Annotated in this window: 25 protein-coding genes; 10 read left to right on the forward strand and 15 right to left on the reverse strand. The window is 63.2% G+C overall.

The genetic code is table 11. The annotated features are described in order from the left end of the window. Positions 1-3: 3 nt before the first annotated feature. The 6 genes from ACGYLC_RS08085 (at position 4) to aat (ending at position 5,478) form a co-directional block, all read left to right on the forward strand. On the forward strand, positions 4-1,209 hold the full coding sequence (locus ACGYLC_RS08085; RefSeq protein WP_209218747.1) for a branched-chain amino acid ABC transporter permease: 1,206 nt from the start codon (positions 4-6) through the stop codon (positions 1,207-1,209). A 10-nt stretch (positions 1,210-1,219) separates the two neighbouring features. Next, positions 1,220-1,984 carry an ABC transporter ATP-binding protein gene (locus ACGYLC_RS08090; protein WP_067261818.1) on the forward strand — a complete coding sequence of 255 codons (765 nt, stop codon included), beginning with the start codon at positions 1,220-1,222 and terminating at the stop codon, positions 1,982-1,984. A 33-nt stretch (positions 1,985-2,017) separates the two neighbouring features. Continuing rightward, a complete protein-coding gene (locus ACGYLC_RS08095) occupies positions 2,018-2,770 on the forward strand; it encodes an ABC transporter ATP-binding protein (RefSeq protein ID WP_394422487.1) in 753 nt (250 codons plus the stop codon). A 197-nt stretch (positions 2,771-2,967) separates the two neighbouring features. Continuing rightward, on the forward strand, positions 2,968-3,474 hold the full coding sequence (gene accB, locus ACGYLC_RS08100; protein WP_394400822.1) for an acetyl-CoA carboxylase biotin carboxyl carrier protein: 507 nt from the start codon (positions 2,968-2,970) through the stop codon (positions 3,472-3,474). 9 nt (positions 3,475-3,483) lie between these two features. Further along, positions 3,484-4,836 carry an acetyl-CoA carboxylase biotin carboxylase subunit gene (gene accC / locus ACGYLC_RS08105; RefSeq protein ID WP_394422488.1) on the forward strand — a complete coding sequence of 451 codons (1,353 nt, stop codon included), beginning with the start codon at positions 3,484-3,486 and terminating at the stop codon, positions 4,834-4,836. A 6-nt stretch (positions 4,837-4,842) separates the two neighbouring features. Further along, positions 4,843-5,478 (forward strand): leucyl/phenylalanyl-tRNA--protein transferase, encoded by a 636-nt coding sequence (aat, locus tag ACGYLC_RS08110; protein WP_394422489.1) that lies wholly within the window; start codon positions 4,843-4,845, stop codon positions 5,476-5,478. Here aat and ACGYLC_RS08115 read toward each other — a convergent pair. From ACGYLC_RS08115 to ACGYLC_RS08180, 14 genes are all read right to left on the reverse strand, one after another. After that, positions 5,442-5,804, reverse strand: coding sequence for a DUF2155 domain-containing protein (locus ACGYLC_RS08115; protein WP_322329650.1), 363 nt, complete (start codon positions 5,802-5,804; stop codon positions 5,442-5,444). The genes aat and ACGYLC_RS08115 overlap by 37 nt on opposite strands. Before the next feature lie 55 nt (positions 5,805-5,859). Continuing rightward, positions 5,860-6,243 (reverse strand): NADH:ubiquinone oxidoreductase subunit NDUFA12, encoded by a 384-nt coding sequence (locus ACGYLC_RS08120; RefSeq protein ID WP_394422491.1) that lies wholly within the window; start codon positions 6,241-6,243, stop codon positions 5,860-5,862. 102 nt (positions 6,244-6,345) lie between these two features. Next, complete coding sequence (locus tag ACGYLC_RS08125) at positions 6,346-6,714, reverse strand: Rid family hydrolase (RefSeq protein WP_394422492.1); 369 nt, start codon at positions 6,712-6,714, stop codon at positions 6,346-6,348. 67 nt (positions 6,715-6,781) lie between these two features. After that, positions 6,782-8,050 carry an ATP-dependent Clp protease ATP-binding subunit ClpX gene (gene clpX, locus ACGYLC_RS08130; protein WP_271689851.1) on the reverse strand — a complete coding sequence of 423 codons (1,269 nt, stop codon included), beginning with the start codon at positions 8,048-8,050 and terminating at the stop codon, positions 6,782-6,784. 124 nt (positions 8,051-8,174) lie between these two features. Continuing rightward, complete coding sequence (locus ACGYLC_RS08135) at positions 8,175-8,831, reverse strand: ATP-dependent Clp protease proteolytic subunit (RefSeq protein WP_067267539.1); 657 nt, start codon at positions 8,829-8,831, stop codon at positions 8,175-8,177. A 121-nt stretch (positions 8,832-8,952) separates the two neighbouring features. Beyond that, positions 8,953-10,011, reverse strand: a complete 1,059-nt coding sequence (locus ACGYLC_RS08140) for a c-type cytochrome (RefSeq protein ID WP_394422493.1) — start codon at positions 10,009-10,011, stop codon at positions 8,953-8,955. Beyond that, complete coding sequence (gene soxC, locus ACGYLC_RS08145; protein WP_394422494.1) at positions 9,995-11,257, reverse strand: sulfite dehydrogenase; 1,263 nt, start codon at positions 11,255-11,257, stop codon at positions 9,995-9,997. Before soxC ends, ACGYLC_RS08140 begins: the two co-directional genes overlap by 17 nt. 73 nt (positions 11,258-11,330) lie before the next feature. Further along, a complete protein-coding gene (gene soxB / locus ACGYLC_RS08150) occupies positions 11,331-13,031 on the reverse strand; it encodes a thiosulfohydrolase SoxB (protein WP_394422581.1) in 1,701 nt (566 codons plus the stop codon). 86 nt (positions 13,032-13,117) lie between these two features. Next, a complete protein-coding gene (gene soxA / locus ACGYLC_RS08155) occupies positions 13,118-13,969 on the reverse strand; it encodes a sulfur oxidation c-type cytochrome SoxA (RefSeq protein ID WP_394400798.1) in 852 nt (283 codons plus the stop codon). A gap of 44 nt (positions 13,970-14,013) precedes the next feature. Further along, positions 14,014-14,343 carry a thiosulfate oxidation carrier complex protein SoxZ gene (gene soxZ / locus ACGYLC_RS08160; protein WP_394400795.1) on the reverse strand — a complete coding sequence of 110 codons (330 nt, stop codon included), beginning with the start codon at positions 14,341-14,343 and terminating at the stop codon, positions 14,014-14,016. A 32-nt stretch (positions 14,344-14,375) separates the two neighbouring features. After that, on the reverse strand, positions 14,376-14,795 hold the full coding sequence (gene soxY, locus ACGYLC_RS08165) for a thiosulfate oxidation carrier protein SoxY (protein WP_394400792.1): 420 nt from the start codon (positions 14,793-14,795) through the stop codon (positions 14,376-14,378). Between the two features lie 122 nt (positions 14,796-14,917). Continuing rightward, positions 14,918-15,394 (reverse strand): sulfur oxidation c-type cytochrome SoxX, encoded by a 477-nt coding sequence (gene soxX / locus ACGYLC_RS08170; protein ID WP_394422495.1) that lies wholly within the window; start codon positions 15,392-15,394, stop codon positions 14,918-14,920. Between the two features lie 136 nt (positions 15,395-15,530). Then, positions 15,531-16,115, reverse strand: coding sequence for a thioredoxin family protein (locus ACGYLC_RS08175; RefSeq protein ID WP_394422496.1), 585 nt, complete (start codon positions 16,113-16,115; stop codon positions 15,531-15,533). A gap of 27 nt (positions 16,116-16,142) precedes the next feature. Beyond that, positions 16,143-16,880 (reverse strand): cytochrome c biogenesis CcdA family protein, encoded by a 738-nt coding sequence (locus ACGYLC_RS08180; RefSeq protein ID WP_394400785.1) that lies wholly within the window; start codon positions 16,878-16,880, stop codon positions 16,143-16,145. A gap of 97 nt (positions 16,881-16,977) precedes the next feature. Between ACGYLC_RS08180 and ACGYLC_RS08185 the strand changes: the two genes are divergently transcribed. From ACGYLC_RS08185 to ACGYLC_RS08200, 4 genes are all read left to right on the forward strand, one after another. Then, positions 16,978-17,349, forward strand: coding sequence for a hypothetical protein (locus ACGYLC_RS08185; protein ID WP_394422497.1), 372 nt, complete (start codon positions 16,978-16,980; stop codon positions 17,347-17,349). Then, complete coding sequence (locus ACGYLC_RS08190; protein WP_394400779.1) at positions 17,346-17,684, forward strand: ArsR/SmtB family transcription factor; 339 nt, start codon at positions 17,346-17,348, stop codon at positions 17,682-17,684. Before ACGYLC_RS08185 ends, ACGYLC_RS08190 begins: the two co-directional genes overlap by 4 nt. Beyond that, positions 17,677-18,735 (forward strand): YeeE/YedE family protein, encoded by a 1,059-nt coding sequence (locus ACGYLC_RS08195; RefSeq protein WP_394422498.1) that lies wholly within the window; start codon positions 17,677-17,679, stop codon positions 18,733-18,735. Before ACGYLC_RS08190 ends, ACGYLC_RS08195 begins: the two co-directional genes overlap by 8 nt. Before the next feature lie 65 nt (positions 18,736-18,800). Continuing rightward, the gene (locus ACGYLC_RS08200; RefSeq protein WP_394422499.1) at positions 18,801-20,822 is read left to right on the forward strand and encodes a PhoX family protein; all 2,022 of its coding nucleotides are present in this window, start codon (positions 18,801-18,803) and stop codon (positions 20,820-20,822) included. A 110-nt stretch (positions 20,823-20,932) separates the two neighbouring features. On the opposite strand, the gene ACGYLC_RS08205 is transcribed toward ACGYLC_RS08200, so the two are convergent. Further along, positions 20,933-22,039 carry a zinc ABC transporter substrate-binding protein gene (locus tag ACGYLC_RS08205; RefSeq protein WP_394422500.1) on the reverse strand — a complete coding sequence of 369 codons (1,107 nt, stop codon included), beginning with the start codon at positions 22,037-22,039 and terminating at the stop codon, positions 20,933-20,935. Between the last annotated feature and the right edge of the window lie 7 nt (positions 22,040-22,046).

The following is a 22,046-nucleotide window of genomic DNA, read 5'->3' on the forward strand; positions in this document are numbered from 1 at the left end:
GACATGTTCGGACTGGAAAAACGCGATACGCTTCTCTTGGGGGTCGTGATCGTTCTCACGCTCTTCGCCCCCTTCATCCTCAACCCCTTTCCGGCGGATTCGGGCCTTGCACAGTTCAACGCCGGCTACCCCGACCTGATGCAACGCTTTGTGATCTTTGGCATCTTCGCCATCGGGTTCAACATCCTCTTCGGGTTGACCGGCTATCTCTCCTTTGGCCATGCGGCCTTTCTGGGGGTCGGTTCCTACTCTGCCGTCTGGATGTTCAAACTGCTCAGCTACAACGTCGTGCCCGCGCTGGTACTCGCCGTCATCATGGCCGGGCTGTTCTCGGCACTCATCGGCTACATCAGCCTGCGGCGCTCGGGCATCTACTTTTCGATCCTGACACTGGCCTTCGCGCAGATGTCCTTCAACCTCGCCTATTCAGTGCTGACGCCGATCACCAATGGTGAGACGGGGCTGCAGATCTACACTTCCGATCCGCAATACCTCCAATCCGTAGATGCGCCCAGCTTCCCCAATCTTTTCGGGGCGGCGATGAACTCCTCGACGACACTCTTCTTCGGCGGTTGGACCTTCACCTTCTCGGTCGGCTACTACTTCTGCGCGGTCTTCCTGATTCTCGCCTTCTATCTGGCGATCCGCATCTTCCGCTCGCCCTTCGGCATGATGCTGCGGGCGGTGAAATCGAACCAGCAGCGGATGAACTACACCGGGTTGAACACGCGGCCTTATACGCTGGCGGCCTTTGTCATCTCGGGCATGTATGCCGGGCTTGCGGGCGGTCTGCTGGCGGCGATGGACCCGCTGGCGGGGGCCGAACGGATGCAGTGGACCGCCTCGGGCGAGGTGGTGCTGATGACGATCCTTGGCGGCGCGGGCACGCTCATCGGGCCGGTGCTGGGCGCGGGCTTCATCAAGTATTTCGAGAACATCTTCGCCAAGATCAACGACAACGTGCTGCACGGCTGGTTCGCCTTCATGCCCGACGGGATCGAAGACGCGATGGTCGCGATCATTCACCCCTTCGTCGGCAAGGGCTGGCACCTGACGCTTGGCCTTCTGTTCATGCTGGTCGTGATCTTCCTGCCCGGTGGGCTGGTCGAGGGTGGGCAACGTCTGGGCCGGGTCTTCCGCCGCCGGGACAAGAACGCAGGCTCGGTCGAGGCCGACGCCGCCCAACAACGCAGCGAAGCCGCGGAATAGGAGAGACATCATGGCCATTCTCGAAGTCAAAAATGTCGGCAAGCGCTTTGGCGGGTTGCAGGCGCTGAGCGATGTGAACCTCAGCGTGGCGGAGAACTCCGTCCACGCGATCATCGGCCCCAATGGGGCAGGCAAATCCACGCTGCTGAACTGTCTGGTGGGCAAGCTCATTCCCGACACCGGCTCAGTCATGTTCGACGGGCAGTCGGTGCTGGGGCGCAAACCCTATGAGATCAACCAGATGGGCATTTCCCGCGTGTTCCAAACGCCCGAGATCTTTGGCGATCTCACGGTGATGGAGAATATGCTGATCCCCTGCCTTGCCAAACGCGACGGGGCGTTTCAACTGAACGGCTGGTCGCGGGTCGTGGGCCAGCGCGACATGATAGACAAGGCCGAGGAAATGCTCCGGGACATGCGTATGATCGACAAACGGCACATGCCCGCGGCCTCCATGTCGCGGGGCGACAAGCGGCGGCTGGAAATCGCCATGTGCCTTGCCCAGGATCCGCGCCTGCTGCTTTTGGACGAACCGACTGCCGGGATGGCGCGGGCCGATACCAACAACACCATCGACCTGCTCAAACAGATCAAGGACGAGCGCGACATCACCATCGCCATCATCGAACACGACATGCATGTCGTCTTTTCACTTGCCGAGCGGATCACCGTGCTGGCCCAAGGCACGCCACTGGTCGAAGACACCCCCGACCGGATCAAGGGCCACCCCAAGGTGCGCGAAGCCTATCTCGGCGAAAGCCAAGACGCCGCCTGACCCCCTCCTATTGCCGCAGATCTAGGACAGCATATGACCACCAGCACGCTCGACAAAAACGCCAACCACGCCCAAACCGCCCCGGCCTTCCTCTCGATCTGGGACATTCACGCCTATTACGGCGAAAGCTACATCGTGCAGGGGGTGAGCTTTAACGTCCATGAGGGGGAGATTCTCGCCCTGCTGGGCCGCAATGGGGCGGGCAAGACCTCGACCCTGCGGGCCATCGCGCGGGTGAGCGACCCGGAGTTGAAACGCGGGGAGGTCTGGCTTGACCATCAGCCGCTGCACAATATGGCCAGCCACCAAGCGTCTGCCGCGGGGCTGGCGCTGGTGCCCGAAGACCGCCGCATCATTTCCGGCCTTACCGTCGAAGAGAACCTCAAGCTCGCCCAGATCGCCCCGCCCATCGGCTGGTCGCTCGACCGGCTCTACGATCTCTTCCCCCGCCTGCGTGAGCGGCGCCATCAAGAGGGGGTGACCCTCTCGGGCGGGGAGCAGCAGATGCTCGCCATCGCCCGCGCCTTGGCCCGTGACATCAAGGTGTTGCTGCTCGATGAACCCTACGAAGGGCTGGCGCCGGTGATCGTGGATGAGATCGAAAAGACGCTCGGGCTGATCAAGGCGCAGGGCATCACCACGATTCTGGTCGAACAAAACGCGGTGCGGGCGCTGAAACTGGCCGACCGGGCGGTGATCCTCGACACCGGCGGCGTGGTCTTCGACGGCACCGCCGCCGAGGTGCTGGACAACGCGGAACTGCGCGCGGAATACCTCGCGATCTGACCCAAGGTCACTCAGGTCCGGGGCGCGGGGCTGGGGCACAGCCTCAATCTCGCGCCCCGGGACCGCTTTGGCGACAAAAAACCGATCCTACCCCCTAGACAACAGTTGGCTTTTCATGGCTTTGCCCATGCCCTATAAGCGTGCCAATCAATCGCGCAGCGACGGGCCGCAGGCCTGCCGAAATCTTCGAGGATCCAATGACAAACAAAACCCATGACGCTGACGTGGCCTTCATCAAGGCCCTCGCCGAGCTGCTGAACGAAAACGACCTGACCGAGCTTCAGGTGAAACGCGACTATGCCGAGGATGACAGCCTGAACGTGCGCGTCAGCCGCAAGCCCCCGCAGCAGATCATGGCCGCCCCCCAGCAGCAGTACCAAGCCGCCCCCGCGCCTGCCGCGGCACCGGCGCCTGCCGCAGCCGCGCCCGCCGCTTCGACCCCTGCCGCCGATGCCGATCCCGCGGATCACCCCGGCGCGGTCACATCGCCCATGGTCGGCACCGTCTACCTGCAAGGTGAGCCGGGCGCGCCCGCCTTCATCTCGGTCGGTGCCTCTGTCTCCGAAGGTGACACGCTTCTGATCGTCGAAGCGATGAAAACGATGAACCATATTCCCGCCCCCCGCGCAGGCACCGTCAAACGCATCCTCGTCGGTGACGGCGATGCCGTCGAATTCGGCGCGCCGCTGGTCATTCTCGAATAAGGGCCGGACATGTTCAGCAAAATCCTAGTCGCCAACCGGGGAGAGATCGCGCTGCGCGTGATCCGCGCGGCCCGCGAAATGGGCATCCAGACCGTCGCGGTGCATTCCACCGCCGACAGTGACGCGATGCACGTGCGCATGGCCGACGAATCCGTCTGCATCGGCCCGCCCTCCTCGACGCAATCCTACCTCTCGATCCCCGCGATCATCGCAGCCTGCGAGATCACGGGTGCCGAGGCGATCCACCCCGGCTACGGCTTCCTGTCGGAAAACGCCAATTTCGTTCAGGTGGTCGAGGATCACGGCCTTACCTTCATCGGCCCCACCGCCGAGCATATCCGCGTCATGGGTGACAAGATCACCGCCAAGGACACGATGAAGAAGCTCGGCGTGCCTTGCGTGCCCGGCTCCGACGGCGGGGTCACCTCGCTGGAAGAGGCCAAGCGCATTGGTGAGGAGATCGGCTATCCGGTCATCATCAAGGCCACCGCCGGTGGCGGCGGCAAGGGCATGAAGGTCGCCAAGACCGCCAAGGACATGGAAAAGGCCTTCCAGACCGCCCGCGCCGAGGGCAAGTCGAACTTCGGCAACGACGAAGTCTATATCGAGAAATACCTCACCACGCCGCGCCACATCGAGATTCAGGTCTTTGGCGACGGCAAGGGCAACGCCGTGCATCTGGGCGAGCGGGACTGTTCGTTGCAGCGCCGCCACCAGAAGGTTTTCGAGGAAGCACCCGGCCCCTCGATCACCGCCGAAGAGCGCGCCCGCATCGGCAAGACCTGCGCCGACGCCGTGGCCAATATCAACTACATCGGCGCCGGCACGATCGAGTTCCTCTACGAGAACGGCGAGTTCTACTTCATCGAGATGAACACCCGCCTGCAGGTGGAACACCCGGTGACCGAGGCGATTTTTGGCGTCGATCTGGTGCGCGAGCAGATTCGCGTGGCCGAAGGGCTGCCGATGTCCTTCACCCAGGACGATCTGAGCATCAACGGCCATGCCATCGAGGTGCGGATCAACGCCGAACGTCTGCCGAACTTCGCGCCCTGCCCGGGCAAGATCACGCAGTACCACGCCCCCGGCGGGCTTGGCGTGCGGATGGATTCGGCGCTCTACGACGGCTATTCGATCCCGCCCTTCTACGACAGCCTGATCGGCAAGCTGATCGTGCACGGCCGCGACCGGCCCGAGGCGCTGGCCCGACTGGGGCGCGCTCTGGGTGAGCTGATCGTGGATGGTGTCGACACCACCGTGCCGCTGTTCCACGCGCTGCTGGCCGAGGAAGACATCCAGTCGGGTGGCTACAACATCCATTGGCTTGAGCATTGGCTGGAAAACAACCTCGGCGACGGCTGACATGACATGTCGGATCTGACGCCCGAGATCCTGCTCCACGGCTATTCCATCGGGATTTTCCCCATGGCGGAACACCGCGACGACCCGGAAATTTTCTGGGTCGACCCGCGGCGCCGTGGGGTGATGCCGCTCAATGGTTTCCACATCTCGCGCTCTCTGGCCCGCGCCATGCGGCGCAGCGCGTTCCACCATACGATCAACCGTGATTTTCAAGCTGTCGTCGCCGGTTGTGCCGACCGCGAAGACACATGGATCAATGCCGAGATCACCGCGCTCTACACTGCGTTGCACCGCGCGGGCTATGCCCATTCGCTTGAGGTTTGGGACGGTGATGCGCTGGTGGGCGGCGTCTATGGCGTGACGCTGGGCCGCGCGTTTTTTGGCGAGAGCATGTTCTCACGCCGCACCAATGCGTCAAAAATGGCTCTGGCAGCGCTGGTGGATCGGCTGCGCCGCGCGGGGTTCACCCTCTTCGACACGCAGTTTTTGACCGATCACCTCGCCTCTCTCGGGGCGGTGGAGATTTCGCGGGCGGACTATCACGCGCAGCTTGATGTGGCGAAACGAGGCAACGCGCGGTTCAGCGCGCCCAGTTTGGACAGCTTTCAGGACGTGCTGCAGCGCATGACCCAGATGTCATAGCGAAAATGCTCAAGCGCGTGCAGCGCGGGCGCGGAGGCGATCATCCAACCAGAGAACAACGCGCTGTCGCTGCCCTCTTCGGTGATCTCAAGCGCGGCATAGGCATTGGCCGCCGGATCCCCAGCCGGATAGCGGCAATCGACCATGGTGATCTGCAAATTGCCCAAGGTCAGCCGGTCGCCCTTGGCGATCTCCAGATCGGTCGTATCGCCCGAAATCTTGTCCAAGGCGCGCAACACGCCGCCCGAGGCACTAGCGACCTGCCCCCCCTCTTGAGCGTGAAGCGGCGCGGCCAGCACAAGCGCGGCCAAGAGAAGCTTTTTCATGGGACCACCCGGATTGCGTGAGACTTGGGACCGCGCAAAAGACGCGGCCAACCGATCATTCAGGCTGCCAGGCCTCGTAATCCTTACGCTCGACAGGTTCGGCGCGGCGCAGCGACCCGGCGGGCGCATAGGCCATGGCGGTGCCGGTGCGATTCTCCACATGGGCCTTTTCCCACGGCTTATGCGCCAGCGGCTTGTCGGTCGGCGGCTCATCCCATGTGCGGTGCAGCCAGCCATGCCAATCGGGGCTCACGCGGCTCGCCTCGGCCTCACCGTTGAAAATGACCCAGCGTTTACTGTCATCGGCGTTGCGGTAATAGATGTTGCCCTGCGCGTCTTCGCCCACCTTGCTGCCCTTGCGCCAAGTGAAAAGCTGGGTGTTCAGCGTCTGGCCGTTCCACCATGTGACACCGCGCAGAAGTGAATTGAGAATGCCCATCGAGGTCTCCGTTCCTGTTGCCCGTTATATGCACCATGGAGGCTTTGGCGTCCAGCCTCACCGCGCAGGAGTTCCCCGCGCGGCAGGATTCACCGCCGAAAGTTAACCTTCTGCCGCCGCGCGCAGAAGGGCCGTGCATTCAATCTCAATCCGGTATTTCGGGTCGATCAGCCCGCATTCGATCATCGTCGCGGCGGGCGGATGCGCGCCGAAGGCCGCCCGTAGAAGCGGCCAACAGGCTTCGAACTCCGCCGCGTCGGGCAGCATATAGGTGACGCGCACCACATGGGCGAAATCACTGCCCGCCTCGGCCAAGGCGGCCCCGATCGTTGCCAGTGCCGCCGCGCATTGCGCCGTCACCTCTGCCCCCTCACCCACGGTGCCCGAGACATGGATCATGCCCCCCGCCACCACTGCGCGGCTATAGCCGATCTTGTCCTCATAGATGCCGCCCGATGAAATGCGCCGCATCAAACCCTCCCCTGAAACGCGAAAGGGCGGACCAGATGGCCCGCCCCTATGCCTTCGCTTGGCGCGCTTACCCCGCGCTGGCCGGTTCTTTGCTTTCGCTGTCGGCGTGGATCATCAGCGGCTTGGCCTCGGATGTGACGGCCTCTTCGTTGACGACCACTTCGCTCACCGTTTCCAGCCCCGGCAGTTCGAACATCGTGTCGAGCAGGATGTCTTCGAGGATGGAGCGCAGACCCCGGGCGCCGGTTTTCCGCTCGATGGCGCGTTTGGCGATGGCTTGCAGCGCGTCATCGGTGAAGGTCAGCTGCGTGTCCTCCAGTTCGAACAGACGCTGATACTGCTTGACCAAAGCGTTCTTCGGCTCGGTCAGGATGGTGACCAAAGCGTCCTCGTCCAGATCTTCGAGCGTCGCCAGAACCGGAAGACGGCCTACGAATTCCGGGATCAGGCCGAACTTCAGCAGATCTTCGGGTTCGAGATCGGTGAAAATCTCACCAATGCCGCGGGCGTCATTGTCACGCACATCGGCGCCGAAGCCCATGGCAGAGCCCTTGCCGCGCTGCGCGATGATCTTGTCGAGACCGGCAAACGCACCGCCGCAGATGAAGAGTATGTTCGTGGTGTCCACTTGCAGGAACTCCTGCTGCGGATGCTTGCGCCCGCCCTGCGGCGGGACAGAGGCCACGGTGCCTTCCATCAGTTTCAAGAGCGCCTGTTGCACGCCCTCGCCCGACACGTCGCGGGTGATCGAGGGGTTTTCCGACTTGCGGGTGATCTTGTCGACCTCGTCGATATAGACGATGCCGCGCTGCGCCCGCTCGACATTGTATTCCGACGCCTGCAACAGCTTGAGGATGATGTTCTCCACGTCCTCACCAACATAGCCGGCCTCAGTAAGCGTGGTCGCATCGGCCATGGTGAAGGGCACATCAAGGATGCGCGCCAGCGTCTGCGCCAGCAGCGTCTTGCCGCAGCCGGTGGGACCGATCAGCAGGATGTTGGACTTCGCCAGTTCGATATCGCCGCCCTTCTGGGCGTGGTTCAACCGCTTGTAGTGGTTGTGGACCGCCACCGAGAGCACGCGCTTGGCCATCGCCTGACCGATGACATAGTCGTCCAACACGCCGCAGATGTCGCGGGGCGTGGGCACGCCATCGGTCGCCTTGAGGCCCGAGGCTTTGGTCTCTTCTCGGATGATATCCATGCACAGCTCGACGCATTCGTCGCAGATGAACACGGTCGGCCCCGCAATCAGCTTGCGCACCTCGTGCTGGCTCTTGCCGCAGAAGCTACAGTAGAGCGTATTTTTGCTGTCGTTGCCGGAATTATTCGCCATCTCAAACCTTTCAGGTCTGTCGTGTATGTCCGCCCCGGTCTTGGGGCCGCGAGATTTGGCCTCAAGCTTAGGCCAGTGACCCCGGCGCTACAATCGCAAAATATGCAGCGCCGGACCCCTTCGATTACTTGTCTTTCTTGTCCTTGCCACCGGCAGCGGCCTCATCGGCCTTGCCACGGCTTTCGACGATCTCGTCCAGATGGCCCCATTCCTTGGCTTCCTCGGGCGTCATCCACAAATCACGGTCGAGGGCTTTTTGAACGGTCTCCAGCGGCTGGCCGGAGTGTTTGACGTAGAGCTGGTACATGCGCTCACGGGTGCGTTCAATGTGGCGCGCCGAGATCAGGATATCTTCGGCCATGCCCTGCGAGCCGCCAGAGGGCTGGTGGATCATCACCTCGGCATTGGGCAGTGCAAAACGCATCCCCTTCTCGCCGCCGATCGCAATGACCGACCCCATGGAGGCCGCCATGCCGCAGATCAGGGTCGAGACCTTGGGTTTGATGTATTGCATCGTGTCGTAGATCGACAGGCCCGCCGTCACCTCGCCGCCGGGCGAGTTGATGTACATGCTGATTTCCTTGGAGGGGTTTTCGGCCTCAAGGTGCAACAGCTGAGCGACGACCAGATGGCTCATCCCGCTGTGGATCGGCCCGTTGACGAAAATGATCCGTTCTTTCAACAGACGCGAGAAGATATCGTAGGACCGCTCGCCCCGGCTGGTTTGTTCAACCACCATCGGGACAAGCGTGTTCATATAGGTGTTGATCGGATCGTTCATGCGTGCCTGCCTCAGTTCCTGTTCGCGGGACCATACCCGCAAAACTGTTACCCAGAGATTAGTCCCCCCGGTATGGGGGTTCAAGGGGGGCAGGCACGACAGTCTGCGCTAATCGCGCCGATCACTCCGACGCGTCGCGCAGGTAAGCGATCAACGCGTCGATATCCTCGGGCTTGCGCACGCCCCGGAACGACATTTTTGTGCCTTTCATGAAGCCCTTAGGGTCCGCCAGAAAGGCGCTCAACTCATCGTGAGACCAGACCAACCCCTCTGCCGCTGCGGCCTGCATGGCTTTGGAGTAGCGGAAGCCGTCGACCGCACCCGCCGGGCCATCCACGATGCCGTTCAGCATCGGGCCGACACGGTTCTTGGCCTTGGCGCCGATCTGGTGGCAGGACTTGCATTTGCGAAACACCTTCTCTCCGGCCTTGATCTGGACCGGATCGGCGGCGGGGGCTTTGGCCACTTCGACCGGCGCGGGGGTCTCCTCGGGCGCAGGCTCCGCCGCGGCTTTGGTCTCTTCGGCCTTAGCCTCCACGGCTGCGGCCTTAGCGGCGGTCTCTTCAGGCGTCACGTCCAACACGGCGGCGCGCATGGTGATCTCGACCGAGGGTTTGCAATCGCTCATACAGGGCTCTTGCTTGAAGGACGCAAGCTCGACCTCCGCCCGGTCATCGGGTTTGAAGGCCGCCTCATTCGGCAGGCGCAGCCCGGCGAAGTTCTCTGACGAGAGCACGAAATCCTCCTCCACCTCGTCATTGAGATAGAGCAGATAGGCGGTGATCGCATAGACCTCATCATCGCTCAGCGACTGCGCATCGCCGAAGGGCATCGCCCGGTTCACATAATCGTAAACCGTTGAGAGATATGGCCAATAGCTGCCGATCGTCTTGACGGGGCGGGCGTTGGTCAGGCTGCCCTGCCCGCCTGCCAGCACCGGCCAGCGGCCCGTGCCCTCGCCAAAGACGCCGTGGCAGGAGGCGCATTTCGCGGTGTAAATCTCATCCCCGGTCATCACGTCGCCACGGCCCTCGGGTAAGCCCAGACCATCGGGGCGCACGTCGATGTCCCACAGCGCGATTTCCTCGGGCGTGGCGGCGCGGCCGAGGCCCAAAGGCTCGGCGGCCAGCGGGCTTGCCAGCGCGGTGGTCAGGAGGGCAGCTTTAAGAAATCTCGACATTTTCGGCCTTTCCGTCTGCATCGACCGCCCAGGTCTGGATGCCGTTGTTGTGATAGATCGAATTCTCGCCCCGAACCGCGCGCAGCGCGTCCTTGGTGGGCTGGACGTAGCCGGTGCTGTCATGCGCGCGGCTCTGTAGCAGCAGGGGTTTGCCGTCCCATTCGAAGTCAAAGTAGAAGCGGTGCAGCGCCTTGGGTGTGCTCGGCCCGTCCATCCGTGCCTGATGCCACGTGATGCCGCCATCCAGCGTCACGTCCACGCGCGGGATCGTGCCGCGGCCCGACCACGCGAGGCCGGTAAGCACGGTTGGCCCCGGTCCATGGGTGATCGGCGCCTGCGGGCTGGGGCTGGTGATGACCGATTTCGCGTCCATCTCCCAGGTAAACCGCCGCGCCACGCCGTCGGCCATGAGGTCGGTGTATTTGCTGGTCTCCTCGCGGTGGTGCCAGGGCTGATCGCCAACCTCGAGCCGGCGCAGCCATTTGACCCACATGTTGCCCTCCCACCCGGGCACCACGAGGCGCACTGGGTAGCCCTGTTCGGGACGCAGCGCCTCGCCGTTCATCTTGAAGGCGACGAGGCAATCGTCGAGCGCCTTTTCCATTGGGATCGAGCGGCTCATCGCCGCGGCATCCGCGCCCTCGGCCAGAAGCCACTTGCCCTCGGGCTTCACACCGGCCTCTTCCAGCACCAGCCGCAGCGGCACGCCGGTGTATTGGACGTTGTGGATCATGCCGTGGGTGAACTGGCAGCCGTTGAGCTGCGCGCCGCGCCATTCCATACCTGAGTTGGCCGCGCATTCGAGGAAATAGACATGGTTCTCGCGCGGGAAGCGGTGCAGGTCGTCCATTGTCAGCACCAGCGGCTTGTCGACCTGCCCGTTGATCATCAGACGGTGCTTGGCCGGGTCCACCTTGGCAACGCCTGAGTGGTGCCGCTCGAAACACAGCCCATTGGGCGTGATGGTGCCGTCTAGATCGTGCAGCGGGGTGAAGTTGATCGAGCTTACCGGGTCGGCGGTCAGCCATTCCACGGTGCGGCGTTTCACGTCCGCCTCATGCGGCGAGGGCATCCCGTAGGGCGCGACGTCGACGCCGTCGCCCAACTCTTGCATCCATGGATGGATTGCAATGCCCGGATCGATCTGGGCAGCGCTGGCCTGCCCCGCGAATGTCCCCGCAGCCGCCGCCCCTGCCCCCGTCAGAAAGGCACGGCGCGATGGCCCCTTGTGGTTCTCTTCTGTCATGTCGTGGCCCTCACATATTCAAATTCATTTTATTGAATTTGTATCTATGTGAGAACCCCTATTCTCATTTTTCTTACTTTGGCAGAACGATTTTCACCGGGGTCCGGGCGCCTTCGCCCACGGTGTTCAGTTTCGAGATATGGCTTTCCACCACGTCCCAGATCGGCGGGCCTTCGGTGCCCTCGTTGACCGAGGCCCAGCCGGCAACGACATAGCTGCGCTGCGGATCAATCGGCTCCCCGGTGCTGAGCAAGGTCATCTCGCTGATCCGCTCACCCTGCGGCTTGGCGATGTCCATCTTGAAGCCCATGCCGCCGACCCGCACCATGTCGCCGCCCTGCTGGTAATAGGGGTCGGGGTTGAATAGGTTGTCGCCCACGTCCTCCAGCACCACTTTCAGGAATTCGCCCGTCATTTCCGTGCGGTAGGCGTTCGGGTAGGTCATCGAGGTGACGTTGAAAATGTCCTCGCGGGTGATGTCCTGCCCCGGCAGGATCGACGGCCCCCAACGCACCCCGGGGCTGAGCGCGATCTCGGCGTCGCGCTCGCTCAGCAGGGCGTCGCAGATGAGGTCGTCCCATGTGCCGTTGAAGTTGCCCCGCCGGTAGAGCAGCGCATCCGACTGTCCCACCACATGAGTGAGTTCCTCAAGGAAGGGCGCGCGCTGCGCGTCGATCAGCTTGGCCACCTCCGCGTCCGGCGTGATCAGGTCCGAGAAGATCGGAATGAGCTTGTGCCGCAGCCCCATCATCTTGCCGTCCCGCACGTCAAGATCGACGCGGGAGACGAATTTCCCGTTCGAGCCGGAGGCGATGATATGCGTCGCGCCCACCAGCACCGGCTCGGGCAGCGCGTCATGGGTGTGGCCCGAGAGGATCACGTCGATCCCCTTGACGATACCTGCCATCTTCTTGTCGACGTCAAAGCCGTTGTGGCTCAGGCAGACCACCAATTCGGCCCCCTTGCTGCGCACCTCGTCGACCATTTGGTGCATGTGCTCGTCGCGGATGCCGAAGGAGTATTCGGGGAACATCCAGCCGGGGTTGGCGATCGGCATATAGGGGAAGGCCTGCCCGATCACGGCGATCTTCACGCCGCCGCGCTCGAAGAACTCGTAGGGTTTGAACAGTTCCGCCGGCTCGTCCCATTCGCGGTCGAAGATGTTCTGGCCAAGGGCGGCGAAGGGCAGCCCCTCGACGATCTCCTGCACCCGCTCGGAGCCGAGCGTGAACTCCCAGTGGAAGGTCATCGCGTCAGGCTTCAGCGCGTTCATCACGTTGACCATGTCCTGCCCTTGGGTCTTCAGGCAGGTCATCGAGCCGTGCCAGGTGTCACCGCCGTCCAGAAGCAGCGCATCGGGACGGTCGGCGCGGATCGCGTTCAGCACGGTGGCCACGCGGTCAAGCCCGCCGACCTTGCCGTAGGCCTGCGCATGGGCGACAAAATCGTCATAGGTCAGCGCGTAATCCAGCGGCGTGCCGCCGCCGATGCCGTAGCGGATGCGGAAATCCTCGCCAGTGATATGGGGCACCTTGCCGCGGTTTTCGCCGACGCCGATGTTGACGGCAGGCTCGCGGAAATAGATCGGTTTCAGCTGGGCATGGATGTCGGTCACATGCATCAGAGTGACATTGCCGAAGGTCTCGAATTCCAGTAGCGCGTCCTGATCGAACTTGTCCTGTGCCGCGAGCCGCGCCCAGTTGCCGAAGCCCGAGCCGCCGTAGATGGAGGCCGCAGCCATGGACATTTGCAGAAAATCACGGCGAGACAGCATGTTACGCTCCAGCACTTGAAAACAGGGAAAGGCCCGCCCCCATGTGAGGGGCGGGATCATGTCAGGCGAAACGCCCGGATGTTAATTCAGTTACGCACCGAAGGCGCTTCGACCGACAAGCCGTTGCCGCGGCTGGCGACGTAGAGTTCCAGCGCCACGAACTCGGGGCTGCCGGGGCTGAAAGTCTCAGCCCGCGTGTCGCGGACGCAGCCCTTAAAACGCGCATGGGCGCTGTTGAGCTTGGTATTTTTCAGACGGTAGACCGGGAAGCCGTTGATCTGGCCCTGGCTCAGGTGGTCGGCCCGGATCATGTTGCCGTAGTTGTCCTCGTGGCAATTGGCGCAGCTCAGCTCAAGCTGGCCGTAGCGGGTGTAATACATCTCTTTGCCCTGCTCCCATGTGCTCTGGGCCGGGCCGTCGATCGCCACGTTGACCGGCATGCCGCGCGACTGGACCGAGATCAGCGCCTCCATCGCGGTCATCTGGCTGCCGGTGTATTTGTAGGGTTCCGCGCCCATCTGGTTCTCGCGGCAGTCGTTGATCTGCTGCGCCAGCGTGCGCACTTCGCCCGCGTCCTCGTTCCACTTCGGATAGACCGCGCGGACACCCTTCATAGAGGTCTCCACCTCGTTATGACACGACGCACAGGACTTGCCCTCACTGCCCTCTGCCGTGTCCCACGCCGCCTGCGCCTGATCGACGAAGATCATGCCGGAGTTGTCGAAGTCGTCCATTTGAAGCTGCTGCGTCTCGTCCGAGCGGAAGCGCCAGCCAGACATGATCTCGGGCAAGGCGCCGTCGAGATGCGCAGGCGGTTCGGTCTTGGTCACCATCTCGATCTCGCCGTTGACGACAAGCTCGGCCTCCTCATCGGCGGCCCCCAGCGTGGGGGCGGCCACCAAAAGCGCCGCGACCGCGGTCATTGCCTTGAATTTCATGTCTTTCCTCCCTGTTCCATGCGCCGTCTGGCTGACCCGAAAGGTCAGCCGACAGTGATGGATTTGACTTCTTCGTAGACCGAGCCGTCGTCGTCGTACCACGTGAACTTGAACTCACCCGCTTCCGGCACGGTGGCGTCAAATTCGAAATAGGGGTTGGTCGACATCGCCGGTTCCATCTTAACGTCGATCACGCTCTCGCCGTTGAACTCGGCGGTGAAGCGGTTGATGATCGAGCGCGGGATCGGGTTGCCGTCGCTGTCCTTGCGCTGGCCCGATTCCATCGGGTGGCTGATCAGCGTCTTGATCGTGATCACCTCACCGGCCTCTGCCGATTTCGGCACTTTGACGCGGGGTGTTACACCTTCTGCCATTTTCTTGACTCCTGAATATGGGGCGCGCGGGCTTAGCCGCCGCAGCCACCGATTGTGACTTTGATCTCGGCGCTGGTGCGGGCGAAGGTCCCGTCTTCCAGCTTGGCGATGGCGATGACATCTTGGGTCTGCGCCAACCGGATGCGGGTGGAGGCGCTGCGGGAGCCTGCCAGCGGGCCGAAGTTAAAGGTGCCCACGGGCGGCGTCGGGTTGCCTGCGGCCAGCACCATGATCGCCGAGGCGCCGGGCGCCTCAACCGAGATCGGCACGGTGTTGCCGTTCTCGGCGATCTCGGGCGCGGTCAGGGTCACGCCGGTCTCGGCCATGTCGGCCCCGCCGGTGAATTCCGCAATCAGTTCGTCCACCGTGGCGGCCGAAGCCCCCACCGGCAGGATGGTCAGCGCCATGGCGCCAAGGCCGAGGCCCAGAGTTTCACGTCTTGAGAAGTTCATCTCGCATCTCCTTGTTCGTCTGCGGCGCGCGGCGCCGTCGTTCCGTTCCACGAGGCTTAGGCTCGCGATCTCTTGCGCCGGTCCACCGCCGCCGCCTGCTCTCGCAGGGTGGCGGGGCCGCGTTACTCGTCCTTGAGCGTCGCCAAAAAGGCCACGACATCCTCGATTTGCTGCGCGTCGAGCAGCGGTGGCAACGGTTCTGTCCCCGCTTTCCCGGTGAAGCCGTCGCCGGGGCGGATATAGCCGCTGGTCTTGTAATAGGAAGGCATCATGGAGCCTTCGAAGGTCATCTTGCTATTGGCCACGATGCCGCGCAACTCGGCCTCGTTCCAGCGGTCGCCCGCCCCGTCGAGCATCGGACCGATTTCGCCCTGAAAGGGAACCTCGCTAAGCGCGCTGATCTGGTGGCAGGCCACGCAGTTGCCCGCCTTCTTGCTGCCGACGATGGCCGCCCCCTTGGCGGCATCGCCGGGTGTCCCTGTCAGGGATTGTTCAACCGAACCATAGTCATCATAGGTCACGTCGGCAGGTGCCACGGTTTCAGCGGCGGCCAGAACGGGCGCGCCCGACACAATTGCGGCGGCGATCCATCTCATCATCGAAAACTTCCTCCCAGTGCCGATCACGGTCATGTGTGATCCGGTTTACCTGACCCTAAGACAGGGATGCGGCGCGGCGCAACAACAAATTCAAACTTTTGAATAGCTTTCCCCGTGCGGCGCCGCTTTCCCCCGGTCAATCCGTGCTGCCATTGTTGCGCTCTTGGATCATCCGCGCGTGGTAGCGTTGGAAATCCTCACCCCCTTCGAGCGCGTAGCGTTCCTCGTTGACCCATGTGAGCATATCAAGCGTGGTTCCCTTGCCAAAGGCCCCCGGCATCACCGCCACCGCGGCCTGCGGCGCGGTCGCCTCTTCGGGCACCTCATGGGGCAGGAACATCAGCGTCGGGGTAAAGAGAATCCCCCATTTCCGCGCCATCTGCTTTTCCGAAAGCGTCTCCCCGTCGAAATCGGTCACTTCGATATCGCCGTGCAGGTTCAGCTGCACGACGAAGTAATTCTCATCGATGTAATTGGCGATTTCGGGGGTGGGAAAAACCTCTTCGTGCATCTTGGTGCAATAAATGCAGCCGCGTTGCTCGAACATCAGCATCAGACGTTTGTCCTCGCCCCGAGCCTCCTCCAGATCCTCGCGCAGGTCTTTGAAGGTGTCGCGCATCCAAGGCGCCTTGTGCAGCCCGTCGTCGCCCAGTTCCGCCGCGGCCAAAGGCCAAGCCAGCGTCGCCGCCGCCACCGCGGCCCCTATCCTCGATCCAATCATCTTGGCGTCCTCCTCCTGATTGTGCGTCTATCCTAGCGTCGTGAAGCTGGGGAACCAACGGATCATCGCATCCGCGATTAGTTGCACCCCGCCGGTCACGATCAGCACGGCAAAGAGGATCAGCATCACCCCCATCGCCTTTTCCACCTTTTGCACCAGCGCCATATGCCGCGCGGCCCAATTGAGAAACGGTTTGGCGAAAAGCGCCGCCACCACGAAGGGCGCGGTCATCCCCGCGCCATAGGCGGCCAGCAACAGCCCACCCCGCGCGACATCGCCCATGCCCGAGGCAATCATCAAGATCGCCGCCAGCGCGGGGCCGACGCAGGGTGTCCAGCCAAAGCCGAAGGCCAGCCCCATGACATAGGCGCCCCAGACCGAAGTGGGCTTGCCGCCCCCCTCCAGCCGCGCCTCGCGGTAGAGCAGCGGCACTTTGATCACGCCGAGGAAGTGCAGACCGAAAACCATCAGGATCGCCGCCGCCACCCAGCTCAGCGGCTCGAGGTACTGGGTGAACACCTGCCCGATGGCCGTGGCACCCATGCCGAGCAGAACGAAGATCGTCGTGACCCCAAGCGCGAAGAGCAGCGAAGACAGCACCAAGCGCCGCTGCGCCCCCGGCGCGATTGCACCATCGCCGCGCAATTCGGTCACGCTGAGCCCCGCCATATAGCTGAGGTAGAATGGCACCATCGGCAGAATGCAGGGCGTAAAGAAGCTGAGCAGCCCTGCGAAAAGCGCGCCTGCATAGGTGATGTCGAACATGTTACCCCCCGCCCACGCCGCGCTGGTCCGCCGCGCTTGAACAATTCACATATTCAAATTACGTTGAGTGTCGTCCAAACGTCAATCAGGCAAGCCGATGATCCGCACCCTGACCGCCTTGAGCCTTGCGACCCTGACCGCCCTGCCCGCCCAGCCCCTACAGGCGGTGGAACTGGTCATGGTCGAACAACCCGGCTGCATCTATTGCCAGCGTTGGGACGAAGAGATCGCCCCCGCCTATCCCAAGACCGCCGAAGGAGCATTCGCCCCGCTGCGCCGCGTCGATATCTCTGCCGTGGAAGAGAGCGTCACCCCGCAACGTGCGGTGATCTTTACCCCGACCTTTTTGCTGGTCGAAGACGATGTCGAATTGGGCCGCCTCGAAGGCTACCCCGGTGCGGAGTTCTTCTGGCCCATGCTTGATAAGCTCTTGCACGACACGACCGATTTCGAGGATCCGAGCGAATGACAACCTTGCCCGTGATGACCCCCGACATGTCCCAAGAGGACATGGACCGGATGCTGACAAATGCCGTGACCGCGTCGAATTTCCTCAAGGCGATCAGCCATGAGGGGCGGTTGATGATCCTGTGCCACCTCGTCTCTGGCGAAAAATCGGTGAGCGAGTTGGAGGCGCTTTTGTCCACCCGGCAGGCGGCGGTGTCGCAGCAACTGTCGCGGCTCAGGCTCGAAGGTCTGGTCACGCCGCGCCGCGATGGCAAGACGATCTATTACCGGCTGGCCGACGACCGCCCGCGCAGGATGCTGGAACTGGTCTACGAATTGTTCTGCAAGGATGATTGAGCTTTGGGGCCAGCCGCTGACCGCCGCCCTTCTGGGCGGGCTGGGCGGCGTGTTGCTGGGCCTCGCCGCACGATTGGGGCGGTTTTGCACCCTGGGCGCGATCGAAGACCTGCTTTATGGCGGATCGGGCGACCGGATGCGGATGTGGGGACTGGCCATCGGCATGGCGATGCTGGGCAGTTTCACCCTCTCGGGGCTGGGCCTGATCAACCTCGACCGCGCCTTTCATCTGACGATTGCCTTCGCATGGGCGCCTGCGGTCTTCGGCGGGCTGATCTTCGGCTATGGCATGGCGCTGGCGGGCACCTGCGGCTTTGGCGCTTTGGCGCGGTTGGGCGGGGGTGATCTGCGCGCCTTCGTGATCGTCTTGGTGATGGGGCTTGCGGCCTTCGCCGTACTCTCCGGCCCGCTTGCCCCGGCGCGCGCCCTGCTCTTTCCGCGCCAGATGAACACCGGCCTGCCCGATGGGATCGCCCATGCGGTCGCCGCGCTGACGGGCGGATCGGTGGCGCTGGTCGGCATTCTGCTGGGCCTTGCGGTCTGCCTGCTGATGCTCAGCGCCCGCAGCTTCCGGCATGATCTGCGCAAAGTGGTCTGGGGCGCCGTGGCCGGGCTGGCCATCACCTCGGGCTGGGCGGGCACGGCATGGCTGGCGCAAACCGGGTTCGGCGCGCAAACGCTAATGTCGCATAGCTATGCCGCCCCCGTGGGAGAGACACTGCTCTATGCGATGCAGGGGTCGGTCCGCCCGCTGAGCTTTGGCATCGGCTCGGTCGCCGGGGTCTGGATCGGAGCCTTTCTGGGGTCGCTCTGGCAGGGGCATTTCCGCTGGGAAGCTTGCGAAGACCCGCGCGAACTCCGCCGCCAGATATTCGGCGCGGGGCTCATGGGGGCGGGTGCGGTGATCGCCATGGGCTGCACCATCGGGCAAGGCATCTCGGCCATCTCGGTGCTGGCCTTCAGCGGGCCGGTGACCCTCGCTGCAATCTTTGCGGGCGCGGCTTTGGGCCTGCGCCAACTCATCGTAGGATTTCGCCGCAGCGCCGTCTGACGCGTCATAAAACCGTGACAGTCATGGTGCAGATGGGGGCCAGCCAAGTCACCAAAGGACATATGATGACCCGCCGCGAGATTCTCAACGACCCCGCCATCGGCAACAAGGCCGAAGCCTTTGAAGCCTTTGACGACATCCCCACCAATGCGAACCTGTCGCGCACCATCGGCGATGTGATCAACGCCCGCTATGGCCGCCGCGACATTCTGCGCGGGATGCTTGGGGTGTCGGCCACCACCGCCCTTTTCGGCAGTGCCGCCGCCCTCGCCCCGTCCAAGGCCCGCGCCGCCGAAAGCCGCTATGTCTTTGACGAACTGGCTTGGGGCAATGATGAAACCCACCACGTCGCCCCCGGCTATGACGCGCAGATCCTGCTGCGGTGGGGCGATCCGATCACCGCCGACGCGCCGGAATTCGACGTGATGAACCAGACCGCCGCGGCGCAGTCGAAACAGTTCGGCTATAACAACGACTATGTCGGCTTCGTGCCCCTGAACGACGACGCCAGCCGCGGGCTGCTCTGCGTGAACCACGAATACACCAACGAAGAGGTCATGTTCCCCGGCCTTGGCCGTCAGGACAAGGTGAACTTCAAAGGCATGACGCCTGAGTTGATCGACATCGAGATGGCAGCCCACGGCGGCTCGGTCGTCGAGATCGCCCGCGACGCGGCGGGCAAGTGGCAAGTGGTGCGCGACGGCAAGATGAATCGCCGCATCACCCCGCTCGACACTGCGATGACGTTGAGCGGCCCCGCCGCCGGTCACGCGCGGCTGCAAACCAACGACGACCCCAGCGGCACCAAGGTCATCGGCACGCTCAACAACTGCGCGGGCGGGCTGACCCCTTGGGGCACATGGTTGATGGCCGAGGAGAACTTCCACGGCTATTTCTGGACCGACAAGCTGGATGCCGATGGCAAGCCCGACATCACCGGTGCCGCGGAAGAGAAATCATGGGACCGCTACGGCGTGCCGGGCATGTGGTACGCTTGGGGTCAGAAACACGACCGTTTCAATGTGGATGCCGAGCCGAATATGCCCAATAAATTCGGCTGGGTGGTCGAGGTTGACCCGATGGACCCGAGTTCGACCCCCGTCAAACGCACCGCTTTGGGCCGTTTCCGCCATGAGGGCGCCGAGACCACGGTCAGCAAAGACGGCAAGCTCGTGGTCTATATGGGCGACGACAACCGCTTTGATTATCAATACAAATACGTCTCCGCCGGGACCGTTTCCGATGATCCGGCGGCCAATGGCGATCTGCTGGACGAAGGCACGCTTTATGTCGCGCGGTTTGAGGAGGACGGCACGATCAATTGGCTGCCGCTGGTGCATGGCACCGGGCCGCTGACCGCCGAGAATGGGTTCAACGACCAAGGCGACGTGATGATCGACACCCGTCTTGCCGCCGACCTGCTGGGCGCCACCCCGATGGACCGCCCCGAAGACGCGCAGCCGCGCGGCGATGGCACGGCCTATATCCTGCTGACCAACAACACCAAGCGCAAACAGGGCGACACCAACGCCGCCAACCCGCGCCCGGAAAGCAGCTTTGGCCATATCATCGAGATCAAGGAGGCGAATGCCGACCACGCGGCCACCAGCGGCACTTGGTCGATCCTCGTGCAATGCGGTGACCCGAAGGTGGCCGAGGTCGGCGCCCAGTGGAACCCCGAGGCATCGGAGAACGGCTGGTTCGGCAGCCCCGACAATGCCGCGATGGATGCCGACGGGCGGCTCTGGATCAGCACCGATCAGGGCAGCGGCTGGGGCAAGACCGGCAAATCCGATGGGCTGTATGCGCTTGAGACCGAAGGCGAGGCGCGTGGCACCTCAAAGCTCTTCTTCCGCTGCCCCGTGGGCGGTGAGATGTGCGGCCCCTACTTTACCGAGGATGGCGAGACGCTCTTCGTCGCGGTGCAGCACCCGGGGACGGATGGCACCAAGGACATCCCCGGTTTCGAACGGGAAAGCACCTTTGAAGATCCGGCCACCCGCTGGCCCGACTTCGACCCCAAGATGCCCCCGCGCCCTGCGGTGGTCGTCATTACCAAGCAAGGCGGCGGTAAGATCGCCGTCTGATCAGAATTCCATAAAAGTCATTTCAGCATGTAAGATGTGGTGCAGCTTCCCCGGCTGCACCACTTTTCATTGGCCTGTTCCTATAGGCCGTTTCCTTGCCAGTGGCCAAATCAGTTCGACAGGCAGTCAGACATGCTCTGCGCCATGCCGCGCAGCAGATCGGGGTAGAAAGATACGCCAAGCTCTAGGTCTGCGCCGATCGGGTCGAGCGTGCCGGTCCCGGTCTCCTGCCCCTCGGTCACGGCGGCGATCAGGCCGGGGTTGAACTGCGGTTCGGCAAAGACGCATTTCGCGCCGCTCTCGGCCACGAAGTCGCGCAGCTTGGCCACACGTGCCGCCCCCGGGGCGCGGGCGTCATTTTCGCTGATGGCACCACGGGCTTCGATGTCGAAACGCGCTTCGAAATAGTGGTAGGCGTCATGGAAGACGATGAAGGGGCGGTCTTTGACCGGGGCGAGAGTCTCGGCGATGTCTTCCTCCAAGACGCCAAGCTCGGCCTGAGCGGCCTCGGCATTCGCACGGTATTGCGCGGCGTTCTCAGGGTCCAGTTCCGCCAGCGCCTCGGCGATCTGGCCGAGCCAAAGCTGCCCGTTGCGCGGGTCAAGCCAGACGTGGGGATCATCGCTGCCATGGGCGTGATCGTGACCTTCGTGGCCGTGATCGTCGTGATCCTTCTCGCCATGTCCGTGATCGTCCCGATCGCCGTGGTCCTCGTGGTTATGTCCTTCGTGGTCCTGCGCCCCGTGGTCATGCGCGTCGTCATGTTCCTCATGCCCATGCGCGTCGTGGTCATGCCCTTCCTTGGCATGATCATGACCCGCGTGCTGCCCCTGCCCCTCGTCACCATAGCTATGCGGCTCGAAGGTCGCCCCTTCGCGGAAGGCCAGAACCCGCGTGCCGGGCTGTTCCATCAAGGCCAGATGGCTGGCGCTGCCGGCCAGCGATTGCAGCGGATCGACCAGCCATGGGGTCAGCGACGGGCCGACCCAGACGACCAGATCGGCCCCGCTCAGCGCGCGCGCCTCGGAGGGGCGCATGGCATAGCCATGGGGCGAGCTGCGCGGCGGCACAATGAGATCGGGCGCGCCGACCCCTTCCATCACCTGCGACACCAGCCCATGCACCGGGGCGATATCTGTCGCAACGGCGGGGACATCCGCCCAAAGCGGCAAGGCGGCAGCGGCGAGAACAGCGGCGGGAAGCGAGAAACGATACATGGCAGAC

The organism is Sulfitobacter sp. 1A12157 (genome assembly GCF_043557345.1).
Lineage (GTDB): Bacteria > Pseudomonadota > Alphaproteobacteria > Rhodobacterales > Rhodobacteraceae > Sulfitobacter.

Bases quoted from the DNA above. Each gene is read 5' to 3' on its own strand.
- ACGYLC_RS08085 (WP_209218747.1), top strand. From the start codon at position 4: ATGTTCGGACTGGAAAAACGCGATACGCTTCTCTTGGGGGTCGTGATC.
- ACGYLC_RS08090 (WP_067261818.1), top strand. From the start codon at position 1,220: ATGGCCATTCTCGAAGTCAAAAATGTCGGCAAGCGCTTTGGCGGGTTG.
- ACGYLC_RS08095 (WP_394422487.1), top strand. From the start codon at position 2,018: ATGACCACCAGCACGCTCGACAAAAACGCCAACCACGCCCAAACCGCC.
- accB (WP_394400822.1), top strand. From the start codon at position 2,968: ATGACAAACAAAACCCATGACGCTGACGTGGCCTTCATCAAGGCCCTC.
- accC (WP_394422488.1), top strand. From the start codon at position 3,484: ATGTTCAGCAAAATCCTAGTCGCCAACCGGGGAGAGATCGCGCTGCGC.
- aat (WP_394422489.1), top strand. From the start codon at position 4,843: ATGTCGGATCTGACGCCCGAGATCCTGCTCCACGGCTATTCCATCGGG.
- ACGYLC_RS08115 (WP_322329650.1), bottom strand. From the start codon at position 5,804: ATGAAAAAGCTTCTCTTGGCCGCGCTTGTGCTGGCCGCGCCGCTTCAC.
- ACGYLC_RS08120 (WP_394422491.1), bottom strand. From the start codon at position 6,243: ATGGGCATTCTCAATTCACTTCTGCGCGGTGTCACATGGTGGAACGGC.
- ACGYLC_RS08125 (WP_394422492.1), bottom strand. From the start codon at position 6,714: ATGCGGCGCATTTCATCGGGCGGCATCTATGAGGACAAGATCGGCTAT.
- clpX (WP_271689851.1), bottom strand. From the start codon at position 8,050: ATGGCGAATAATTCCGGCAACGACAGCAAAAATACGCTCTACTGTAGC.
- ACGYLC_RS08135 (WP_067267539.1), bottom strand. From the start codon at position 8,831: ATGAACGATCCGATCAACACCTATATGAACACGCTTGTCCCGATGGTG.
- ACGYLC_RS08140 (WP_394422493.1), bottom strand. From the start codon at position 10,011: ATGTCGAGATTTCTTAAAGCTGCCCTCCTGACCACCGCGCTGGCAAGC.
- soxC (WP_394422494.1), bottom strand. From the start codon at position 11,257: ATGACAGAAGAGAACCACAAGGGGCCATCGCGCCGTGCCTTTCTGACG.
- soxB (WP_394422581.1), bottom strand. From the start codon at position 13,031: ATGCTGTCTCGCCGTGATTTTCTGCAAATGTCCATGGCTGCGGCCTCC.
- soxA (WP_394400798.1), bottom strand. From the start codon at position 13,969: ATGAAATTCAAGGCAATGACCGCGGTCGCGGCGCTTTTGGTGGCCGCC.
- soxZ (WP_394400795.1), bottom strand. From the start codon at position 14,343: ATGGCAGAAGGTGTAACACCCCGCGTCAAAGTGCCGAAATCGGCAGAG.
- soxY (WP_394400792.1), bottom strand. From the start codon at position 14,795: ATGAACTTCTCAAGACGTGAAACTCTGGGCCTCGGCCTTGGCGCCATG.
- soxX (WP_394422495.1), bottom strand. From the start codon at position 15,394: ATGATGAGATGGATCGCCGCCGCAATTGTGTCGGGCGCGCCCGTTCTG.
- ACGYLC_RS08175 (WP_394422496.1), bottom strand. From the start codon at position 16,115: ATGATTGGATCGAGGATAGGGGCCGCGGTGGCGGCGGCGACGCTGGCT.
- ACGYLC_RS08180 (WP_394400785.1), bottom strand. From the start codon at position 16,880: ATGTTCGACATCACCTATGCAGGCGCGCTTTTCGCAGGGCTGCTCAGC.
- ACGYLC_RS08185 (WP_394422497.1), top strand. From the start codon at position 16,978: ATGATCCGCACCCTGACCGCCTTGAGCCTTGCGACCCTGACCGCCCTG.
- ACGYLC_RS08190 (WP_394400779.1), top strand. From the start codon at position 17,346: ATGACAACCTTGCCCGTGATGACCCCCGACATGTCCCAAGAGGACATG.
- ACGYLC_RS08195 (WP_394422498.1), top strand. From the start codon at position 17,677: ATGATTGAGCTTTGGGGCCAGCCGCTGACCGCCGCCCTTCTGGGCGGG.
- ACGYLC_RS08200 (WP_394422499.1), top strand. From the start codon at position 18,801: ATGACCCGCCGCGAGATTCTCAACGACCCCGCCATCGGCAACAAGGCC.
- ACGYLC_RS08205 (WP_394422500.1), bottom strand. From the start codon at position 22,039: ATGTATCGTTTCTCGCTTCCCGCCGCTGTTCTCGCCGCTGCCGCCTTG.